Source organism: Paenibacillus sp. FSL H7-0943 (assembly GCF_037963265.1).
Classification (GTDB): Bacteria; Bacillota; Bacilli; order Paenibacillales; family Paenibacillaceae; genus Paenibacillus_AQ; species Paenibacillus_AQ odorifer.
On the sequence record NZ_CP150148.1, the window covers coordinates 6,719,726 to 6,740,338 of the forward strand.

Below are 20,613 nucleotides of genomic sequence, written 5' to 3' on the forward strand. Positions count from 1 at the left end.
AAATAAAGAATCAGCCTACTTCTGTTGAAGTTAAGCTGATTCTTATTTTTTAGATCTTTTTAACAAACTCGGACTTTAATTTCATAGCTCCAAAACCATCGATTTTGCAATCAATATCATGATCTCCGTCCACTAAACGGATGTTTTTCACCTTTGTTCCTATCTTCAGAACGGATGAGCTTCCTTTTACTTTAAGGTCTTTAATAATAGTTATAGCATCTCCATCATTTAAAATATTTCCGTTGGCATCTCTGACAACCTTGTTCTCTTCACTGCTTTCAGCCTCTGTGTCGAGGCTCCACTCATGCGCACATTCCGGGCAGACGAGCAAACTACCATCTTCATAAGTGTATTCTGAATTACATTTCGGGCAATTTGGCAAAGTTGACATCAAAGTGTCCTCCATTCGTTAATGTAAATCTAGTTGTGGTTCCAGTGCATAGCCTCAAAAGTATATTTCATATTTGGTAAGGTTTCCACTAGATATCAGCAGTAAGTTTGTCTAGATTTCGACAGCGGACAGTAATTCTCAAATATTGTCTTGTATATTTTTCCCTAATTCAATAAGATGGAAATGTCGAATTTTTATGTAAATACATAGGAGAGTGAGTAATGATAAGTCGCAGAAGTGTTGCATTCGCCATTATTTTGTCATTAATTACATGTGGGCTCTATACAATATATTGGTTTATTGTTCTAACCAATGAGGTAGGCGAACTGAGTGGAGACTATACATTTACAGGAGGAAAACATTTTCTTTTAACGTTGGTTACGTGTGGGATCTGGAGCTTCATTTGGGCCTATCAGGTAGGTAAACATATTGCTGAAGCTCAAAGACAGCGCGGCCAATACCCGTCAGATAATTCAGTGCTTTATGTGATCCTGACACTCTTTGGTCTGGGTATTGTCACGTATGCCTTGGTACAATCCGATGTTAATAAACTGGTATAAGTTTACGATTTATAAAAGGACACATCCTAAACTATTTTGGGGTGTGTCCTTAAGTCTCGTCGGCGTAGTATATCTCAAAGCATGGATACCCTTAACCAATATTAGTATCCCTTGTCCATTTCATGAATGGACTGGATTGTATTGCCCCGGATGTGGAGTCACAAGAGTTATTCTTTCCTTGCTGAAGTTCGACGTTATTCAAGCGTTTAGATTTAACCCGTTGCTGTTTGTTTTAGCACCTCTGTATATGTTGTATTGGATTAATAATAAGAAGCAAATCCGGCCTCTTAGCCAGGCAATTATGGCTATAATGTTGATTCTGACCGTTACATTTGGAATACTGAGGAATCTCCCGCTGTTTGAATATTTGGCCCCGACAGTAATTCGTTAACAGCAACAACTATTACAAAATAGCTTGCAGTCGCACAATCGCTTGGGCCCGATCAACCACTTCTAATTTGCTGTAAAGATTGCTAATATAATTACGCGCCGTACCTTCGGCAATATGTAATGTATCGGCGATTTCACGGTTATTCAGTCCCCGGATAATGAGCTGTGCCAGCTCCTCTTCCCGTTCTGTCAGACTGATGCGATCCAGACCCGATCTTTGCCAATGTTCATAGTCCTCTGTTAACCTGTTCATCCTCGATGCCAGTTTGGCTGCTACCGGAGCTGGCAGAATAAATTGCCCGGATAACGTATCATGAATCGAAGCGATCATTTTATCTGCGTCCATGTCCTTCAGCATATAACCGCTTGCCCCGTAGGCCATCCCCTCTACAATATAATCAGTCTCTATAAAAGTAGTCAGGATCAGAATGAAGATGTTCGGCCGAATCTGCTTTATTCTTTTCAAGGCGCTAAGGCCATCCATAACTGGCATTTGAATATCAAGCAGCACCAGATCAGGCTGGAGTGCCTCAACCATCTCGCAAGCTTCTTCTCCATTCTTGGCAGCACCAACCACTTCCATATCATCTTCCAGATCCAAAATGGTGCGAAGTCCTTCCCGCGTCAACAATTGATCATCGGCAATTACAATTTTTATTTTACTCATGTTCTATCCACAACCCTTCGCATAGGCAGATCAATTTCCAGTAAACAGCCTTCATCGATTTCTGCATCGATGGATAAGCTGCCTCCCAGTTGCTCAACCCGTTCCTTCATCGTCCTAAGTCCAAATCCCATCACGATTGGACTCATCCCTAGCCCACAATCCTTGAGTCTAAACTGCAAGTTCGCTCCAACAGACTCCAGACTAAAATGGAACTCCGCACTCTTCCCATGTCTGATCCCATTAGTTAAGCCCTCCTGCAAAGCATGATAGATTGCCTTTTTATAGGCTGTTGACATGGCTTCCGGCAGATCATAAATAACTGCATGAACAACAACGCCTGCATTGCGTTCTGTATCTCGAATCAACTGCCTCAGCATCACGGTTAGATCAGAATACCTGTCCTCTTTCAGCATATGGACAGAGCCGCGGATTTCATTCAAGCTATGCCGCACAAGATCCTGGGCTTCTGCCAGACGCTGAAAGCCGCTGTCTATCTCCTTCTTCTGAAGCAGCCGCTTGCCAGCTTCAATCTGCAGAATCGTCGATGTAAGGGTATGCCCGACAATATCATGAATCTCTTGGGCAATACGATTGCGTTCCTCAAAAACAGTAGCTTCGGCCAAAGCTGCAGATGTTTCCCGCATCGAACGCTCCAGGCTGCGAGTTCTTTCTACCACTTGATCCTCCAGATTTTTTTTGAGATATTGGATCCCCGAATATAGCTTGGCATTAGCGATTGAGATTGCACATTGTGAACCAAGCAGCTTGAGCACATCGAGTCTGCTTGGAGTAAATACACCCGGTGATAGATTATTCTCCAAATAGAGCAGGCAAACCAATTTATTCTGATTCATGATGGGGAGACATAGAACCGATTTCAGTCTATTATTCCTAACGTAAGTATTACGTGTAAATATTCCTTCACTGAGTGCATCATGTAATACAACCTGTTCTTGTGTTCTTGCCGCGTAAGCTATAATCGCTGCCGGGACCAACCCCGATTCTTCCCCAAGTGGAACAGATTCGATATGCTGGGCTTCTGAGGTCCCATAAGCTTCCACCATCCATTTGCCGTCATGATCAAAAATAACAGCCCCATATTCTGCCCCAGCATTGTGGAGCATGATTCGCATCAGCGTGGCCAATAATCGGCTCATCTCCATCTCGCCGGATAATGCTTGGGCAGACATTACCACAGAAAGGGAATCCACACGATCGAGCCCGGGCTCTCGTTTAATATGCAGCAAATGGCGATGCTGCTGCTCCAGGTCAGCCGCTTTAGCCTTTGCGCCCCATTGCAGATAAGCCTCATAGGCCTCAGTCATATAGATTCTTGCCAGATGCATTTTGCCATGACGAAGCCCGTATTTACCATAACATTCCGCTGCCATCGCTAAATCGTGAATATGACCGTGGATCCGAGCGTTCTCAATGGATTGCTCATACAATGCTTCAGCTTGGCGGGGATCTCGCGATAGACGAGTTAACTCAGCCTTCATTAACAGATATTTATGCTGATAATTCCCCGGACAACGCCTGGCAAGCTTTTTCATTTTCTTCAAGCATTTACGCATTTTTGCCCGATATGTACGTTGCTCTTCAGCGTTATATTCCTCATACAACTGAGCCCAGACTAAACATTCATACATGATCTGCATGGGACTGTCTAGGCCATCTTCGCGTGATTTTATAATGGCCGCTGATTTGGCTAATGCCTCACTGGCTTCTCGGTATTCCCCAAATACATAGCCCGTCAAATATTGATAGATCCAGACCATTTCTTGTATAAAATCAAAGGTGTCCCCATGAACCGACTGTGCAAAAGCAGGCTCGCTAATCTCCACAATGGGAAAGGGATCATCTATAGAGCGATAACCTGTCAAGCGAACAAGAATGGCCGCTGCTACAATAGCCTGCTTACAATGAAGACTGTTGTTATGGCGCAGCAAATCACCGGAATGAGTAATTAATCGCTCATAGATATCGCCGAGAGGATGACCAAATTGCAAAAGGGAGGCACAGTTGATCAACACATTCTGGTTGCCCTTCCATAAGTCACCTGATTCCAGTCCTACTTTACCAGCTTTCTCGGTAAACGTATGGAGCATAGCGGGATCATAATGCCGCCAGCTATCGTAGCACATGGCGAACGCGGCTAAGGTTGTCATGTGCTGTTTCGGATAGGGTTCGGATAAGCTGAACGCCAGCATGGCCCATTTGAATGTCTCTTCATCATTACGGAAGTAATAGTATTGAAACATTGCATAACCTATGAATCCAATGGAAGCCTCCGGAGTCATCCCATAATCAAGCGTTAATTCAATCATGGTGAAGGAAGAAGCAAGCCACCCTTCTCGATTGACGTAGAAGCAAGCATTGCTTGAATGATCTAAAGTAGACATTGCGATTCTACGTGCTTCATCAGTCATTGGAGGTAAAAGAGTAAGCGATTCGAGTGAGACCTTCTTGAGTCTATGCCGCAATCGTAACCATTGAAGCGTCAATTGAGCATAACCAGGATCAAATTGATGCTTCACTTTCAGTAACGATAAGGTATGCTGGCCTAAGGAGATCACCTCTTCATGGTTATCATTACTTGCTTCCAACTGCACCTTCATTACGTAGACGTAAGCCTTATCCATATTTGTCGTAGCTTTATCAATCAACAGATGAAATAATTCATTAGCCGTATCAAAATGGGAACATAAATATTCGAGCTCCGCCCTCTCACGGAATACCCGGAAGGTCAGCCCATAATGCGCCTCCCAGCTCTGCTCCTCTAATAATGACGTTGCCTGAAGCATATATTGCAAGGCTGTCTCATGTGCGGTTGTTTGCTTCGCTTTTATCCCTGCCTGTAAGTTCAGCTCTACTAGTTGAAGCCTCTCTTCAGGGCGGTCTAACCATGTAAGTGCCTGATTCAAATGATGGACAGCTTCAAATAGGGTCGTTCCTTCACTTAGCGGGCTGCGGCCTAGCAATAAAAGACCAATCCTCCAATGCAGCTCGGAACGCTCCTCTTCGGAAATAAAAGTATATGCTGCCTGATGAATGCGGTTGTGCTGGAACTTATAATGCGGATATTCCTCCCCGTTAACGGGCTGCAACAAGCGCCCATGTACAGCAACCGCCAACGCATCATTCAATGTCTCTATCGGTGTCTCCGTAATATCAGCAAGTGTACGTAAATCAAATAGGCTGCCTATAAATGCGGCTCTGCTAAGTGCATATACCGTCTGTTCAGGAAATTGCTGCAATTTACTTGAAAGGTATGAAGCTACGTTATCGGGTACATTCAATTCAGTAATACGGTGGAGATCCCATTTCCAGCTTCGAATATTCTCATCAAATTCCACTCGCTGATCATCTATCAAATCTTGAAGGAATTGCTTAATAAATAACGGGTTTCCATCTGTCTTATGAAGCAGCACGCGCGCCAGCTCGTCCAAGTCAGCTGCCTCGTAACGCATAACATCAAGTAGCAGTTGTTTTAAATCGGTGAGTTCAAGCGCTTGTAAAGAAATTCTGCTCATCGCTACGTTGCGGTCAATCAGATGTTTTTCCAGCCTACTGAGCGGGTGCAGCCTTGTAATCTCCCGATTGCGATAGGAAAGCACGATTAGCAGATGAGTCGTTGCTGTATCCTCTATAAGCGAAGTGAGATATTGCAGCGACGTATCATCAGCCCATTGCAAATTATCCAATACCAAGATCAAAGGATGATCCTCATGAGGAAAGAGTTGAATAAATCGGCTCATGATTAATTGAAAGCGATGCTGAGCTTCCAGCGGTGGCAGTGGAGGCACGGAGGGTTGAGGGCCAATCAAGAGTTCAAGCTTAGGAACAAAATCGATCAGCAACTGACCGTAATTGTCCACTGCTTGTAGAATACGCAGCCTCCAAACCTCCACCTGCAACTTTGTTTCCATCAGCAGCTGACTAACCAACTCTTCTATGACTTGATGCCAGATGCCATAAGGGAGTGAGGTATGTCGGGATTCGAATTTGCCTCTGGCGAAGAAACCATCCAAAGAGACTGTATTTGTAAGGGTCTCCTTCAGAAAGGTTGTTTTGCCGATACCACTCTCCCCGCTAATCCAAACCGTCTCTACGGCACCTTGTGATGCTCGTTGCAGTGCTTCTCTTAAGCTTTGTTGCTCAAGATGTCTTCCATAGAAGCGTCCTGATACCATCCAGCGCTCTGGGATATCCCAGCTTCCTAGTGGAAAAGGCTCAATATGTCCGGATTCTTCTAGACGGGATAGACATTCCTCAAGATCCGATTTAATGCCAAACGCGCTGGCATACCTCGCTTCAGGCATTTTCTCCATGCATTTACCAACAATATCAGAGACCGATAGAGGGATAGTGGGGAACCTGCGGTGCAGAGGCTCAGGTGTATCTGCAAGATGACGATATACAATATCAACAACATCATGCAGCTCAAAGGGGCGGCTGCCCGAGAGACATTCATACAGGATGATCCCCAGCGAATAAAAGTCAGAACGGTAATCCGGTTTGACTCCGGTTCGTCCCGTTTGTTCTGGAGCTATATAAGGAAGCAGAACATCGGGCCGGCCGCCTAACGGTGACAAAGGACTCGTGGTGTTTTCGGTAGAACAGATTCTTATATCAATAAATTTCACTTCAAAAGTAATGGGATTGACGATTAGATGAGCGGGGGTTAGTTCATTTAGTGTTATTTTTTCACGATGAATTTGCATAAGACAATCAGCAATAGCTGTAGCGATTCGAATTAGCGCTGGAAGACCCAGTGAATTAACAGGCACACGCAGGATCTGCCCAAGGGTACTCCCCTCTATATCTTTTAAGAGAAGGACTGGTCGGTCCGCCATAATTTCCAAACTGTACGGCTCTATTGCACCACGACCGCAAAGTCGCTTAAGCATGTCATACTCATGACGAAAAGCATCGACCATGGCAGCTCCCGGATATTCTCCTATTGTTGTCTTAGCGATAACTCTTAGGCCGTCCTCTTGACGTAGGAGTCTGTATAACCTGATATCTGCGGTATTATCTATCAGATCTAAGGTTTGGTATCCTGGCAATTCAAACATCAACAGCACTCCCTAATTACAATTAGACAGAATACTCAATCTCGCAAAGTAGTTAAAGCCATTATAACATCTGATCTTGCCGTTCTACTCATAAGACATTTCATATTTCGTTAATCCTATCGCGTTCGCGCACAATGCCGCCTGTGTCCGGTCAGTAACCTGCAGCTTCGCTAAAATCTGACTGACATGCTTCTTCACCGTAAATTCACTGATAAAAAGACGTGTGGCAATCACTCTATTGCAAGCACCTTGTCCAAGCTGAATCAGGACTTCCTTCTCTTTTGGTGTCAATTCATCTGTTGGACTGCTGGCGCTCATTCGCATCTTTTCTTCCATTAGACCAGGATCATAGTATTTTCTCCCTTTGTACACCAACTGGATAGCAAACAGTAATTCCTCCGGCAGTGCCTCTTTCAGAACATATCCGTCTACCAGTACTTCTTCAGCCCTCAAAAAATCCTCTCTGCTCGCAGAGGAAGTCAACAGTATGAATTTACTAACAATGCCGCGGGTACGTGCTATCTTAATGACATCCAGTCCTGATTCATCAGCAAGTTTAAGATCAATGAGGACAATGTCTGGCTTTGTCTCTTCAATCACATCAAGTGCTTCCGGACCATTCGTAGCTTCACCGGCAAATTGCATATCCGATTGCATTGCAATGACAGATGCCAGCCCTCTTCTAACTAAAGGATGATCATCTACAATGATGATTTTCACAGAAACAGCTCCCTCTAAACCGCATACATTATTTACTTCTTTGTATAAAAAGCTTCAATTGGAGTATTCATTTAAATTTGGCGCATTTCTGATTAAGTATAGTTAAAAGACTACACCGCTTATAGTGAGCGTTGTCATTTCTTTTGTCATATGACAAAATGGATATTTTTACATAAAACGCCTTCATTTAAAAACTGGCGAACCATGGTTATAGAGACCACAATCCGCCTGCTTTCTTGGGAATTTAATTATTATCAATAAAAGAAATGATTTGCACGAGATTACCTGCGACTTGGTAAGTTAACCCCAGCATGTAAGTTCCTTTCTCCTCGTTTGATAGGTCAATAGTGAACACATCCGGATTAGCAGCCCATTCCTTCATATCAAACACAATTTCTTTAGATGTTCTAGTGTTTCTTACCCCAGCCGAATTAGGGATCACTTTGCTGCCATCGAGCCCTTTCACCAGATTAGCCACTTCAACTACAGGTCCCTTAAATTCTCCTACCTCTACCATTTGTGGGTCGGCCAATAAGCTCGTTAGTTTAGTTAATCCTTGTAATGGGGAGAAATCTGTAATTTCATTTCCAGTAATATCAAGTGTCTCTAGGTTCTTCGCGTACTGCAAACCTTCCAAGGATCTGGCTCTTCTGGTTTCGCTAGTTAACGTTGTAAGGTTATACATATCACCTAATGTTAATTCTCCAGTTACGCCCAATGTAGTCTTGATCGAAGCACTTAAATACGGGTCCGCCACAGTAATCAGTTGCGTAAGATCTATTTGGACCAAACCTTCGGTTGCTTGTTGCAACGCTGCTACAGCTTCGTCTACTTCACTTTGCGTAACAGAAGAGTTAGCCAACACTGTCTCTGCTATCGAGAGGCTGGACGTAAATGCCGCGATGCTCTCAGGTGTGAAGCCTTCTAGAGAAATTGCTTTAGCCGCTGCAATCGCCTGTTCGAGATCTCTAGTGAATAAGTGATCTCCATTCGCGAAATGTAGTTTAGCTCCACCCCATGTAGCATGGTCAGATCCGTTACCATTTCCCCCGTCTGTGACGACTAATTTCAGTTCTTTTGCTTCATTAATATCCAATTCGATGAATTTCTGCGGATCTCTCGAACCCATGACCCCACTATCGAATTTCTTCTCTCCATCGACAAACACCTCAAAGCTCACCGAACCAACAGAACCGTACATTTGTCTATCTACACCTACATAGGAAGTGAAATAGTCCGCGTTTTTGTCGCTTAGATTGTATACAATCGTCGAGTTAGAGTGCGCTCCAATTCCTCTTTCATAGGACACTACCTGATTGTTCTCATCTGTTAATCTCAGCGTATTTGCACTAATAGATTTATCCTTCAAAGGTGCAGTATAGCTGTTCTGAGTAGAATTCCAGTCGTAATCCGTCAGATACGTAAAGTCCGTCATGTCTACTACGGCTATAGTTCTAATCTTCGTGGTCGTATTTCCATCACTATCTGTTACTGTGTAAGTGATTGGATACTTTCCGGCCCGGTTGAATTTAACTTGCTCTTGGCCTGTGACCTTCACTTGAGCCGTCAAGTCACCGTCTTCCGAATCCATTGCCGTATAGCTTTCACTGATATCAATCGCTTGGCCCACTTTGGTTGAGACAGATTTAGGTATGGTAAGCTCTGGTGTATTGTTCAAGATCATAAACTTCGCATCAGCAAAATCGCCGTGATCTGAAGCATTTCCGTTACCTGCATTATCTAACACCAGCTTCAATTCACTTACATCCTTAACAGGTATCCGCGCAAGCTTGGCCTCTGTACCAAATTTCATCAGTCCGCTGTTATAAACCTCTGCCCCATCGGCAAAGATTTTGAAAATTACACTGGAGTTGCTTTGCTCAGGGATATTTCTATCAACCCCTACATACGTTTCAAAATATTCATAGTTTGCACCCGCCAGATTATACATGATTTCAGAGCTGGCATGGGTTCCTAAGCCCTTAGCGAACTCTTTGACCTCGCCATTTACCAGCAGCTTAATCGGATTGTTAGAGCTAGCCTTATCTTTTCGAACCACATTATAATCCGTTTTTGCCGATTGCCAATCTATATCACTCAGGTATTTACTAGCGCTGTATACAACAATCTTTCTGGCTTGCACAGCGGAGTTCCCATCTGAGTCTGTAACAGAAAACTCGACGTTGTAAGTCCCTGTTTTGCTTGATGTGAATCCATTCGAATGTACTTCAACGGCTCCAATTAAGTTACCATCTTCCGTATCAAAAGCTGTTACATCGCTCAACACATCAAATTCGCTGTTCAGCTTAACGAAGGTTGTCTCTTCCGGTACTGTAATGGTAGGTTTGCTTGAATTATTCGAGAACTTCGCATCCGACCATACCGTATGGTCTGAAGCATTGCCATCCTTAGCATCTGTTGTAACCAGCTTCACCTCTCTTGCACCAGTCACAGGGATTTTCACAAATTGATGTTCTGTTCCTGCCCGGAAAACATCACTCTCAAATTTCTGTTCTCCATCCACATACACTGCAAAAGTAGCCGAGGAAGGTTTCCCTTTCATGGCTTGATCAATCCCAATGTAGCTTTCAAAGAAGTCGTAACCCTTACCTTCAATATCGTAAACTACCTCAGAGTTGGCATGAACACCAATCCCTTTCGCGTACGTCGCAGCCAATCCTTGGCGAACAAGGGTTATGATTCCCCCGGAAACGGCTTTATCTTTCTTTAATTCACCCCAGCCTACAACGACTGACTTGGCATTGAGATCGGAAATATAGGCGTAGTCGCTCGTTACCGTAACCTGTGTGGTTTTCGTTTCCGTAACCCCTTCGCTTTTCACTTCATATACAATTTCGTAGTTGCCTTTTTGCGTTACATCAACGTTATTGGCTTTCAGAGAGACATCTGCAGTAATATCGTTTCCTAGATAGTTAGCCGCTTTTACATAGCTCATCGGATCAAAGGTTTGATTAAGCTTTAAAGTGAGCTGATCTTCAACAGACAAGGCTGGCTTAAAGGCTTTAACCTGTACGGGCTTCAGTGGGTTCAGCTTTTTATCATAACCGACGATCTTGTACGTATAGTTGATACTCGCATCTACATTCTGATCCACAAATTGCTCAGTTCCTGTAAAACCAACTAACACATCATTTCTATACACTTCATATCCTAAAAAGTCTTGCTTAAGCTCTTTATCTATACTGAAACTTAACGTGTTCGTTCTAGCCGTGGTGTTAGGTGTGATATTAACCTTAATGGCCAGATTTTTATCCGCTATTCCAGTTCCCTCATAATTAATCACCGAGTTATTTAAATACCATAACTTTTGCGGTGCCGGATACTTGGCTACTTTCGCTTTTGTCTCAGGATTCACAGTGAAGCCATGTCTGGCAAAATAGCTGCTTAAATCTAATCCCAGTACTTCGGAGGAGAACTCCACCAAATACTGCTGCTTAGAATTGTCACCGTTGGTAAGGATGACCTTCCGCTCCCGATATAGCTTGGTCAGCTCTGTCCAGTATCCCGGATGTGCCAGCTCCAGCTGCCAATAGGCTCCGAGTTGTGCAAATAAGCCCTGCTGATTCATAACCACTTTGTTTTCTTCGAGGACATATTTATAGATATCTGATTCATACGGTATACGATTATCTATCGAATTCGCCGCGACAGACATAAACATAGACACCATATTATTAGTTACTTCGCCATATTCCCGTTCACCCATAGCCAAGCGATGCCCGATTTCGTGATTCAGTCCCCAGCCCGGATAAGCTTTGTTAAAATCACCTAACATGGTTCCTACTGTTCCAAGTTGGATACCTGTATGATCTCCCGCTGCATACATCGCACCATAAGGCTGCATCAAGCGAATATTCTCACGAATTAGCTTGGCATCATCAATCTCGCTACTGCCATCCAGGCCATAGAAGGCAAAAATACTCTTCATCCAGGTGTCATACCCAGTTACGGTGTCCAGCGGGTTATTTCCTTGCGTAATATATTTGTTGTACGCCTCCGTCGCCGTTCCTGTGAAAATAACATGATCGCTGGCCAGTTCTACCACATCTATGAGTTTACGATCTTGAACATTTGGATGAGCCGCTTTATCTTCGTCTAGTCTTTGTTTGTATGTGATTAAGAAGGTTTTGAATTGTTCTGGATCCGTGGTCTTGGTCATAAAAGGAATCTTTTCTAAACCTTCGAAGCGGATCAATGGCGCTTTCCCTTGTTCCTCTGCTGTATAGGGATTTACGATATAAACGGTGCCGCCCTTAGTCACTTCATGTGCATAATAACTATTCATAGCAAATTCAGGAACGGTTATAATGTTCTTACCTGGACGCAATTGCACACCTCTAGCCCAAACATTCCAAGCGGCCTCTTGTTGAGAAAAGACTAAAGAAGGTAGCTTATCGTTAGAAGCTGCGTCCACATAAACGTTGATCGTATCTCCAGGCATTGCAACGAGACCTGTAGGCTGGTTGTTCGTACCAAAACCAATTCTCAGGTTTTCCTGCGCATGCTTTTTCATATCTCCACGTTGTTCCGCCTCAATGATGGTGCCTTCGGTTTGAACTTCACCATTCACTAGCTTCTTAGCTAAATCCAAAGAATCTTTCAGGATTGGATAGAGCGGATGTACTTTTGCCGCTTCTTCTAATTCGTTGATTGCTTCGACGCTATTATAAGCAGGCACAACCGCACTCATCGTTCCATCTGTGAAAATACCATTTACAGCTTCGCTTACTTTATCTTCTGTATAAAATCTAAATTCAGCCGCAAAAGGTCTGTTGATATTAGCTTTTGTGAACTTAAATTTTAATCTTTTAAACTTCGTCGGTTCGAATTTAAATTCCAGAAAGTCATTGGTACTAATCGCGGTTCCGCTAGATACAAGTTGGAAGGTCTCTCCTTTACTCGTCTCTGATGCATAGATTTCAAAAGCCTCTGGGAATCCTTTGCGGTTATCTCTAGCCAAAAAAGCCACTCTGTCCAGCACTTCCGCTTGCGCTAGTTCAAACACGACTTCATTCGTGAAGCTTGCATCATTGTTTTTGTTCGTTTCCCAATGCGTAGTGGGCTGGTCATCCAGCATATATTCAGGCTTCGTACCTGGGTAGCTTCCACCGTTCACCGTTACTTTTGATACGTTTGCATTCGGCATTCTATAAGCTTGGCTATAGGCATTTTCATAGGCTGTTCCATACCCTTTTAGCTTCGAAACCTTGGCTGCCGTTGCCTCTACCTGATGGTTCTTCAAAAGGATCTTTGCATTCTCTATCTCTTCTTTAAACTGCGCATACAGTGGATGTGCCTGCACTTCATTCTCTAAAGCTGTTAATTTCTCTGTCGTATTAAAGGCAGCACTAACTTGGCTCAAGGTATCATCTGTAAATAAATTTTTCATTTTAGCAGAGACACTATCCTCTTTATAAAAAGAAAACTCAGCCGCACTCGCCCAATCTTGATTCGCTTTTTTGAAGACAAATTTAAGTCTCTTAAAAGCCGTAGGTGCAAACTGAATCTCCACTACATCACCGGTTGAGCCTGTATATTCTCCAGAAGACACGAGCGTAAAATCACCCCCATCGGTAGTGGAACCATAGATCTCAAATTCTTGAGCAAAACCTTTACCTTTCGCACCGGATTGCCTAGCCGCGTATACCATTCTATTTAATTCAGTGGACTCATTGAAAACAAACACAACCTCATTCGTAAACGTTGAACTATTCGGTTTGCCAGTCTCCCAATGCGTGCTCATATCCCCATCCATAGCCTTAGCTATAGGCGAGCCTGAGTAGTTGCCACCGTTATTTGTGATGGATTTAATATTTGCTGGATTCATTCTAAAAACCTCATTATAGGCATTTAGAGCATCCTTGCCGTACAGCTCAAACGGAATAACCGAGGCGTTGCTTAATAAGTTAACCTTACTTTGCGCCACTGTTTTTGTTACATTTACCTTGCTTGCCTCACTTGCTAAAGCATAACCTGCCTCACTCGAAAAACTGGCCAACATGGCCGCCGATGTAGCGATCGCAATCATTTTCTTCATCTCTTCTTACCCCCAGATGTCATATGAATCTCTCCAGTGCCCAAAAATGGGCACAAAAAAAACTACCCCAAAAGAGTAGCTTGATTGCGTATAAAGTCGCCTAAAAATTAAGACTTAATTTTTATTAAACCTTAACAAGCATAAACGCCTTCGGCGTCCTTATAAGGACGGTAAGCGTTTAAGCGAGAAATATAAGATATTAAGTATAGTTTTATAACTTATACTTTCTTATATTTTAACAAAAAGCGTTACGCACTCTTTGGCAGCTGGCTGACAATAGTTATGATAACCTTAGTCCCTATAGCTTTGCGTCCCTACATTTCCATAGGTTTGCCTATGAAGTTTCGAATACATTCAAAGAGTAACATAAGCCTAGATCTGATCGCATGATTAATTGGTATGAAATGAGTATAGGTAATTGCAATTAGTTTTTCTTATGTGATAGATATTATTTATCGACTATCCCGGAAGAGAAGGACATCCTTTAGGACTGTAGGTCTACTTAACTCTCCGATCCAAACAAACCCCGGAACCAATTCCACACATCGCCCGTGACGGGAATTAATCCGAAACCATGTTCGCCAACTACGATTACACCATATGCCCATTGTCCGATAGCTATGGCACCCCCAGCGATCCTGCCTATCGCTATCGCACCAAACGCCGTATCCCCTATGGCGATGGCCCCCAACGCTTTTTCCGCGATTGCGATCGCTCCTACAGCCACGCCTGCAATCGCAATCGCTCCCACTGCGAAGCCAAGCCAGCTAAGTGCTATTGCTCCGATCGCTAACCACATTCCCAGTGATATTGCTCCTAAGGATAATACGCCCACGCTTATCGCACCTATGGAAATCAAGCCAACAGCTACATCTCCAATAGCGATTAATCCAACGGCTGTCTTCACACGGGGTTTACCTCCACGGCCATACGCTTGACCTGAGTATCGCCCTAGATTACTGCGAATACTGATGACCGGAAATGAGGGAGAAGGCCATTGATAATCAATCTCTCGTCCATCAAAGCCCCTAGAATCCGCCCAGCGCGTTACAAATTGATGCCATTTCATATCTATCCCGTCCCCCTTTTCAAATTACCTAAATTATACAACCCCGGGGGTTGGCTGTACTCAGACTCTGACCTGAAATTCATCTCATCCTCTGGACGGATATATACTCATTAGGATTACTGTTTGGGAATAGGATCAGGCTTTCCAAATAAATAGCCCTGAAACAACTGATAACCACTCTGCTTAAGCCATTCAAAGTCCTCTCTAAACTCCACACCTTCTGCTAAAGGAACGGATTGGATTTCTAAAGCTTTTTCTAAAAATTGCTTTGCTATTTTCTGTTTGTTCAGATCGCTGGACACACCCTGAACATATTTCATATCCAGCTTCATGTAATGGGGTTTAAGCTCCAATAACATCTCGATCGTGCTGAAGCCCTCACCAACATCATCTAAAGCGTATTCAAATCCCCGATCCTTGTAATATGTCAAAATAGCTTTCAAATGAGCGAGATCATCCACTTTCTCCGTCTCAACAACTTCAAAGACAAAAAGAGAAGGATCGACGCCTAATTGATTGGCCAGTTCAACGGTTGATCTTAAGCAGAACTCTGGAGCGTAGATCGACGTTGGGATAAAATTAATAAACGTTTTTTTATTTAAGGGTGCAGCATATTTTACAGCCGTCATTCTACATAACCGGTCTAAAGCATATAAACGCCCACGATTCCGTGCCGCCGCAAAAATCTCATTAGGATAGATAAGAGATCCGTCTTCTTTTTTAAATCTGGATAGGAGCTCGTATGCAAAAATCTCTTCCCTTACGTTCACAATCGGTTGGAAGTAGCAAGTAACAAGACCCTTAGTGATAACCTCATCAATCCACTCCATATCAAGTACAGTGGGTAATTCGGATAGAGGTCTCCATGTTTGGTCATCTATACGGAATTCAACCTGCTCCGACTCCATATGGTCATTACAGAAATCCAGAAAATCCCGCACCCCAGCCTCCTTAATTGTAATCACATTTTCTTCCACCTTATGTATCGTATTACTTCTACTCAAGTGATGAATAACCTCAGGTAAAACCCTAAGATTAAGCTCACCATGAGCCTTGATTTGAAAATTCAGCTCTCTTACTACACAATGATTACAAGCCACATTCATAACCCCTTTAATAATCGATTCTCTGAAAAAGATCCTGGAACGGCTCTTCTCAATCGAAATCCGTATACTCCAGTAAATACGCCGGGTCTAACACGGTGATCTGCTGATGTTGAATCTCAATAATCTTTTGTTCTTGCAGATCTTTAAGCACAAGGGTAGCCGTCTCCCTTAACGTTCCGATCATATCACGCGCTCTCGCATCATGAAATTTCATTTCATATAATAACCGATTCGATAAAAATAAACGCTCCATTTGCAGCAGCATCAATTGATCCTTAATCAACGGGTAATCGGCAACCATCTGCTTAAAAGGCTCATGTTTAATCTCAAATAATACAGTATCATTCATAGCCACCGCAGACAGCACTCTTATATTGGAGGGATGGATCACTTCCAGATCGCCATAATCCCCGAATAGATAATGTAGGTATGATCCACATTCCATAGTTTTGTATGCCAACATACTGATAATAAATCATCATCCTGTTATATTCTATCGTAACGTTGTCACATAGGCTTGATGCCAATACGAATTACAAAGGAGATCCATTCATGAAATTCCGAATTCCCTTTTACAGCTTGAACGATTAGAGAAACTGGATCTCAGATGGAATCACAGCTTGAAGGGAACAGACATTTTAGAGCAATTAGAGCAAAGAGGATGTATCGTTTATAAATAACAAAAAAAGCCTCCAATTAAAGAAGCTTTTCACTCAAATCCATAATATGCGTAACGCGATTTCTCCCCTGTTCTTTAGAAACGTAAAGCGCTTGATCAGCTTTTTCCAGAAGAGTGATGTCTGTATCGGTTGCTTCAAAGGTAGCTATGCCAATGCTTACCGTAATGCTGCCAATCTCCCAAGTGGAGCTGGCTATGAATTGTCGTAGACTCTCAGCTATAGCCGTGGCATCCGATGAATCTGTATTAGGCAGCAGAAGGATAAACTCCTCACCACCATACCTAGCTACGATATCTTCTTTACGAGATTGGGACTTCAGGATACTCGCCAATTTCTCCAGGACATAATCACCCATCTGATGACCGTAGGTGTCATTCACATTTTTAAAGTGATCAATATCTAGAATACATAACGAAAAAGGCGCCTGATCACGGTGATACGCTGCAATCTGTTCTTCCAGCTTTTCTTGCAGGAACCTTCTATTCTTTAATCCAGTAAGCTTGTCTGTAGTAGATAGCTCTACTAAAACGGCATTCATCTCCAGTAATTCAGCTTGCTTTTGCTCGATTTCCAGGTGGATTTGTTTGAGCTTTGCCAGCGCCTGATCTTTTTCCCAATATGCCTCTTCTATTTGCTTCTTCGCAGATCGTAACTCTAGCTCATAATCAATACGTTTGCCCATCTGTACGAGAATACAATCAATGACCTCTACACCTTCACACTCAAGGCGTCTGCCATTTAACAAGTAAGGCACGGCTTGCCCCTTGCTGTCCTTCAAATTGATAAATAGCTCTTCTACATGTCCATTCAGATTGATAAAAGGATAGAAGTATGAATGAAAAATAAGCTTGTTGGCCGTAGACATGATAGATTCAAAATGTTTATTCACCAAATCAACCTGTTGATATCCCATCCCCTCCAAAAAGGTTTGATTCACATCGAGGATCATTCCTTCATGGGTAATGGAAACATATCCGCATGGCGCATATTTTAGCCGGTCATCCATTGTCTAAATATCCTTTCAACACCATAATCTTCTCCATCTCACCCAAGATACTCATTAATCAAAGTAATGGTCTCCTGCGGATGGCTAATATGTGGATAATGGCCCTTGGCCTCCATTAACCGGAACGTACTATTATTCATGTGTCTATGTAAATATTCTCCTACTTCTATAGGAACGATACTATCATCCGAGCATTGCAATATGAGTGTAGGCACTGTCGCTTTAGGCAGATCTTCTCGATGATCCGAAAAAAATGTAACTTCCGCAAATTCTCTAGCGATAATAGGGTCGGCCGAAATAAAGCTTCGTTCCAGCTGTTTAGTCAACATTGGGTCAGGATTATTCATCGCAAGTGGAGCCATAAAGCTAGCCCAGCCCGCGAAATTCATCTCCATCATATCCAGAAGCTCAGTAATATCACTTTTTTCGAAGCCCCCGAAATAAGCATCTCCCTCATTTAAATAACGTGGGGAAGGTCCGATCATAATCATTTTATTAAAATAATCCGGCCGCTCGATTGAAGCAAGCAAACCGATCATAGAGCTAATAGAATGGCCTATAAAAATAAGATCCTTGAGTTCAAATGTTTCGATAACATCTAGTACATCCTGTACATAACCATGGAGAGTATGATATTTATCCGATGTATATGCGCTTAAATCTGAATGGCCTGAGCCTACATAATCAAATAGAACGATTCGATACTTTTTCTCAAATGATGGCGTGATAAACTGCCACATGCTTTGATCACACCCAAATCCATGCGCAAAAAGGATAGTTTTTTCTCCTGCTCCAATGACTTTTACATGATTCCGCACCATAACATCGTTCATTTCATATAACTCCTCTATAGTTAGCATTCTCTCTATTTTGCAGGGTTCCCCTGGAAATATCAAGCGTAGAAAAAACTCCGCTAGATTAATCTCTAGCGGAGTTTTATGTAGCCTCCCGTTTGGGTCATCATTTGGCAAAATGGTAGCGTGCTGGCGTACCTCTGCGTTTAATCCGATCACATTTTGTCCGAAAAAATTGGTTAGCGGACCGAGCAGACCTTAAATGCGCCATTATTCCACATTTGAATTGCTATCGGACTCCACTGCAGCTATTGGCGCGAAAGCACAAAATATGGGCCGATTTATATGAAATAGCGTCTCTGGAGTCCGAATTCCTTCTCAAAAGGCTGAAAATTTGCGAATAACATCATCTGGGTCCGTAAGACTCCGTGGATAAACTGTTGAGGCAGAGGTAGACAACCAACATTTAGAATGCAGAAGTCCAACCCGCATCAGCAGCGATGATAGCTCCGTTTACAAAACTGGAATCATCCGAAGCCAGGAATAACGCAACTTGTGCGATTTCTTCAGGTGTACCTACACGAGGGATCACAGCCTGTGTTAATTGCGTACGGCTCACGCCGAATTCATTTATATTTTTCATTGAAGCACTGATGTTTGTGGCAGTAGCTCCTGGTGCGATAGCATTACAACGAATCCCTTTGTTGGCATACATAAAAGCTGTGTTTTTCGTCAAGCCTACTACAGCATGTTTAGAGGCAGTATAAGTTGCTCCCGCATGGGCACCACTTACGCCACCTGTAGAAGCGGTATTAACGATAACCCCTTTTCCTTTTTCCAGAAAAATAGGCAGTGCTTTACGAGTGGACCGCATTACACTTTTGGTATTGATATCAAAGATAAGATCCCATCGTTCATCTGTAATATCACCAACTGGCTCAAAGCCATCCATAATCCCTGCGTTATTCACTAAAATATCTAGCGTGCCATATTCTTTTACAGCGGTATCAATCATGCTATCAATATCTCCAACCAGGGCAACATTTACTTTCAGTGCCTTAGCTACTCCACCGTTACTATTGATCCCTGCGGCTACTTGTTCAGCACCTTCTAGGTTCAGATCGGCTACAATCACTTTTGCCCCTTCTTTAGCGTACAACTCTGCGATAGATTTCCCCATACCCGATGCCGCCCCAGTAACCACTGCAACTCTGTCTTGAAGTTTCATGTTGGAAGTCTCCTTTACGTTTATCTATAATGTAAATATCAATATATAAAATCTCTTTAACGCTTAAAATTTATACTACTCAAGTTTAATCCTCTAAAATTTAACTATCAATATACAAATGAGACACCAAATGTTCATAAATATATATAACGTGGGATTCTGTTCAAATAGGATTAGAAAATAGACAGTTAGGTGGTCTTCTGTTGCTTAAAAATAATCGGAGAACTAGCAAATCGCGTAAAGAGCTTAAAAACGCATTGATATTACTCATGGAAAAAAAGAATTTCCGCACCATTACGATAACCGATATCGTTACCCTTGCCGATTTAAACCGCGGAACCTTCTATAAACATTACCAAACCAAAGAAGAACTTCTAAATGAGCTAATTGATGATGTGTTGGAGGATTTAATTAAGGCTTATAAAGAACCCTATCTTCATACCGATAAATTTATAGTTAGTGAGCTGACCACCTCGAGCATCAAGATTTTTGAACATGTGGTCTCTTACTCTAATTTTTATACCATCATTATAAATTCCAATGTTCTGCCAGGGTTCCAAAATAGAATTTGCGACCTCTTAAAGGAGCTCACCAAGCGGGACTTAGTCGCAGTTAATAACACTAATACCAATGTAAATATCGAATTGTTTTCCAGTTACACCGCCTATGCTCTATTTGGATTAATCATAGAGTGGGTAAAAGGCGGATTTAAATATACAGCTAACCATATGGCAGAGCAGCTGATTGAAATTCTGTCTTTTAATTCACATAATGTGATCATCAACACTTCAAATCAACCGATTAAACAGAATTCCATCCCTGTTAACGGCGACTAATTTATCTCAAACTAAAAAAAGCCACTCCAA

The 20,613-nt window shown here is 42.6% G+C and carries 14 protein-coding genes and 1 riboswitch; of the genes, 3 read left to right on the top strand and 11 right to left on the bottom strand.

What is annotated here, in order from left to right:
* Positions 1 to 49: 49 nt before the first annotated feature.
* Positions 50 to 391, bottom strand: a complete 342-nt coding sequence (locus NSQ55_RS29430) for a zinc ribbon domain-containing protein YjdM (protein WP_036682263.1) — start codon at positions 389 to 391, stop codon at positions 50 to 52.
* A 221-nt stretch (positions 392 to 612) separates the two neighbouring features.
* On the opposite strand from NSQ55_RS29430, the gene NSQ55_RS29435 reads away from it, so the two are divergent.
* On the top strand, positions 613 to 951 hold the full coding sequence (locus NSQ55_RS29435) for a DUF4234 domain-containing protein (RefSeq protein ID WP_051491231.1): 339 nt from the start codon (positions 613 to 615) through the stop codon (positions 949 to 951).
* The gene (locus tag NSQ55_RS29440; RefSeq protein WP_339174642.1) at positions 932 to 1,342 is read left to right on the top strand and encodes a DUF2752 domain-containing protein; all 411 of its coding nucleotides are present in this window, start codon (positions 932 to 934) and stop codon (positions 1,340 to 1,342) included. The genes NSQ55_RS29435 and NSQ55_RS29440 overlap by 20 nt, the downstream gene beginning before the upstream one ends.
* Before the next feature lie 12 nt (positions 1,343 to 1,354).
* Here the strand turns inward: NSQ55_RS29440 and NSQ55_RS29445 are convergent, their stop codons facing one another.
* The 10 genes from NSQ55_RS29445 to NSQ55_RS29490 form a co-directional block, all read right to left on the bottom strand.
* Positions 1,355 to 2,008: a response regulator transcription factor gene (locus NSQ55_RS29445; RefSeq protein ID WP_036682266.1), complete on the bottom strand. Its 654-nt coding sequence runs from the start codon at positions 2,006 to 2,008 to the stop codon at positions 1,355 to 1,357.
* A complete protein-coding gene (locus NSQ55_RS29450; protein ID WP_339170489.1) occupies positions 2,005 to 7,086 on the bottom strand; it encodes an AAA family ATPase in 5,082 nt (1,693 codons plus the stop codon). The genes NSQ55_RS29445 and NSQ55_RS29450 overlap by 4 nt, the downstream gene beginning before the upstream one ends.
* Before the next feature lie 84 nt (positions 7,087 to 7,170).
* A complete protein-coding gene (locus NSQ55_RS29455; protein ID WP_076124152.1) occupies positions 7,171 to 7,806 on the bottom strand; it encodes a response regulator transcription factor in 636 nt (211 codons plus the stop codon).
* A 244-nt stretch (positions 7,807 to 8,050) separates the two neighbouring features.
* Positions 8,051 to 13,864 carry an NPCBM/NEW2 domain-containing protein gene (locus NSQ55_RS29460; protein ID WP_339170491.1) on the bottom strand — a complete coding sequence of 1,938 codons (5,814 nt, stop codon included), beginning with the start codon at positions 13,862 to 13,864 and terminating at the stop codon, positions 8,051 to 8,053.
* Positions 13,865 to 14,122: 258 nt separating this feature from the next.
* A riboswitch (cyclic di-GMP riboswitch) is annotated at positions 14,123 to 14,209 on the bottom strand.
* A gap of 157 nt (positions 14,210 to 14,366) precedes the next feature.
* Positions 14,367 to 14,933: a hypothetical protein gene (locus NSQ55_RS29465; RefSeq protein WP_076191584.1), complete on the bottom strand. Its 567-nt coding sequence runs from the start codon at positions 14,931 to 14,933 to the stop codon at positions 14,367 to 14,369.
* A gap of 116 nt (positions 14,934 to 15,049) precedes the next feature.
* Positions 15,050 to 15,898: an EAL domain-containing protein gene (locus tag NSQ55_RS29470; RefSeq protein ID WP_305953541.1), complete on the bottom strand. Its 849-nt coding sequence runs from the start codon at positions 15,896 to 15,898 to the stop codon at positions 15,050 to 15,052.
* A gap of 190 nt (positions 15,899 to 16,088) precedes the next feature.
* Entirely contained in the window at positions 16,089 to 16,484 is a 396-nt protein-coding gene (locus NSQ55_RS29475; protein WP_179089366.1) for a helix-turn-helix domain-containing protein, read from the bottom strand.
* A gap of 251 nt (positions 16,485 to 16,735) precedes the next feature.
* Entirely contained in the window at positions 16,736 to 17,725 is a 990-nt protein-coding gene (locus NSQ55_RS29480; RefSeq protein WP_339170494.1) for a sensor domain-containing diguanylate cyclase, read from the bottom strand.
* Between the two features lie 38 nt (positions 17,726 to 17,763).
* Positions 17,764 to 18,558: an alpha/beta hydrolase gene (locus NSQ55_RS29485; RefSeq protein WP_076181841.1), complete on the bottom strand. Its 795-nt coding sequence runs from the start codon at positions 18,556 to 18,558 to the stop codon at positions 17,764 to 17,766.
* A 427-nt stretch (positions 18,559 to 18,985) separates the two neighbouring features.
* On the bottom strand, positions 18,986 to 19,747 hold the full coding sequence (locus NSQ55_RS29490; protein WP_076124164.1) for an SDR family oxidoreductase: 762 nt from the start codon (positions 19,745 to 19,747) through the stop codon (positions 18,986 to 18,988).
* 203 nt (positions 19,748 to 19,950) lie between these two features.
* Between NSQ55_RS29490 and NSQ55_RS29495 the strand changes: the two genes are divergently transcribed.
* Positions 19,951 to 20,583, top strand: a complete 633-nt coding sequence (locus tag NSQ55_RS29495; protein ID WP_254847725.1) for a TetR/AcrR family transcriptional regulator — start codon at positions 19,951 to 19,953, stop codon at positions 20,581 to 20,583.
* Positions 20,584 to 20,613 lie beyond the last annotated feature (30 nt).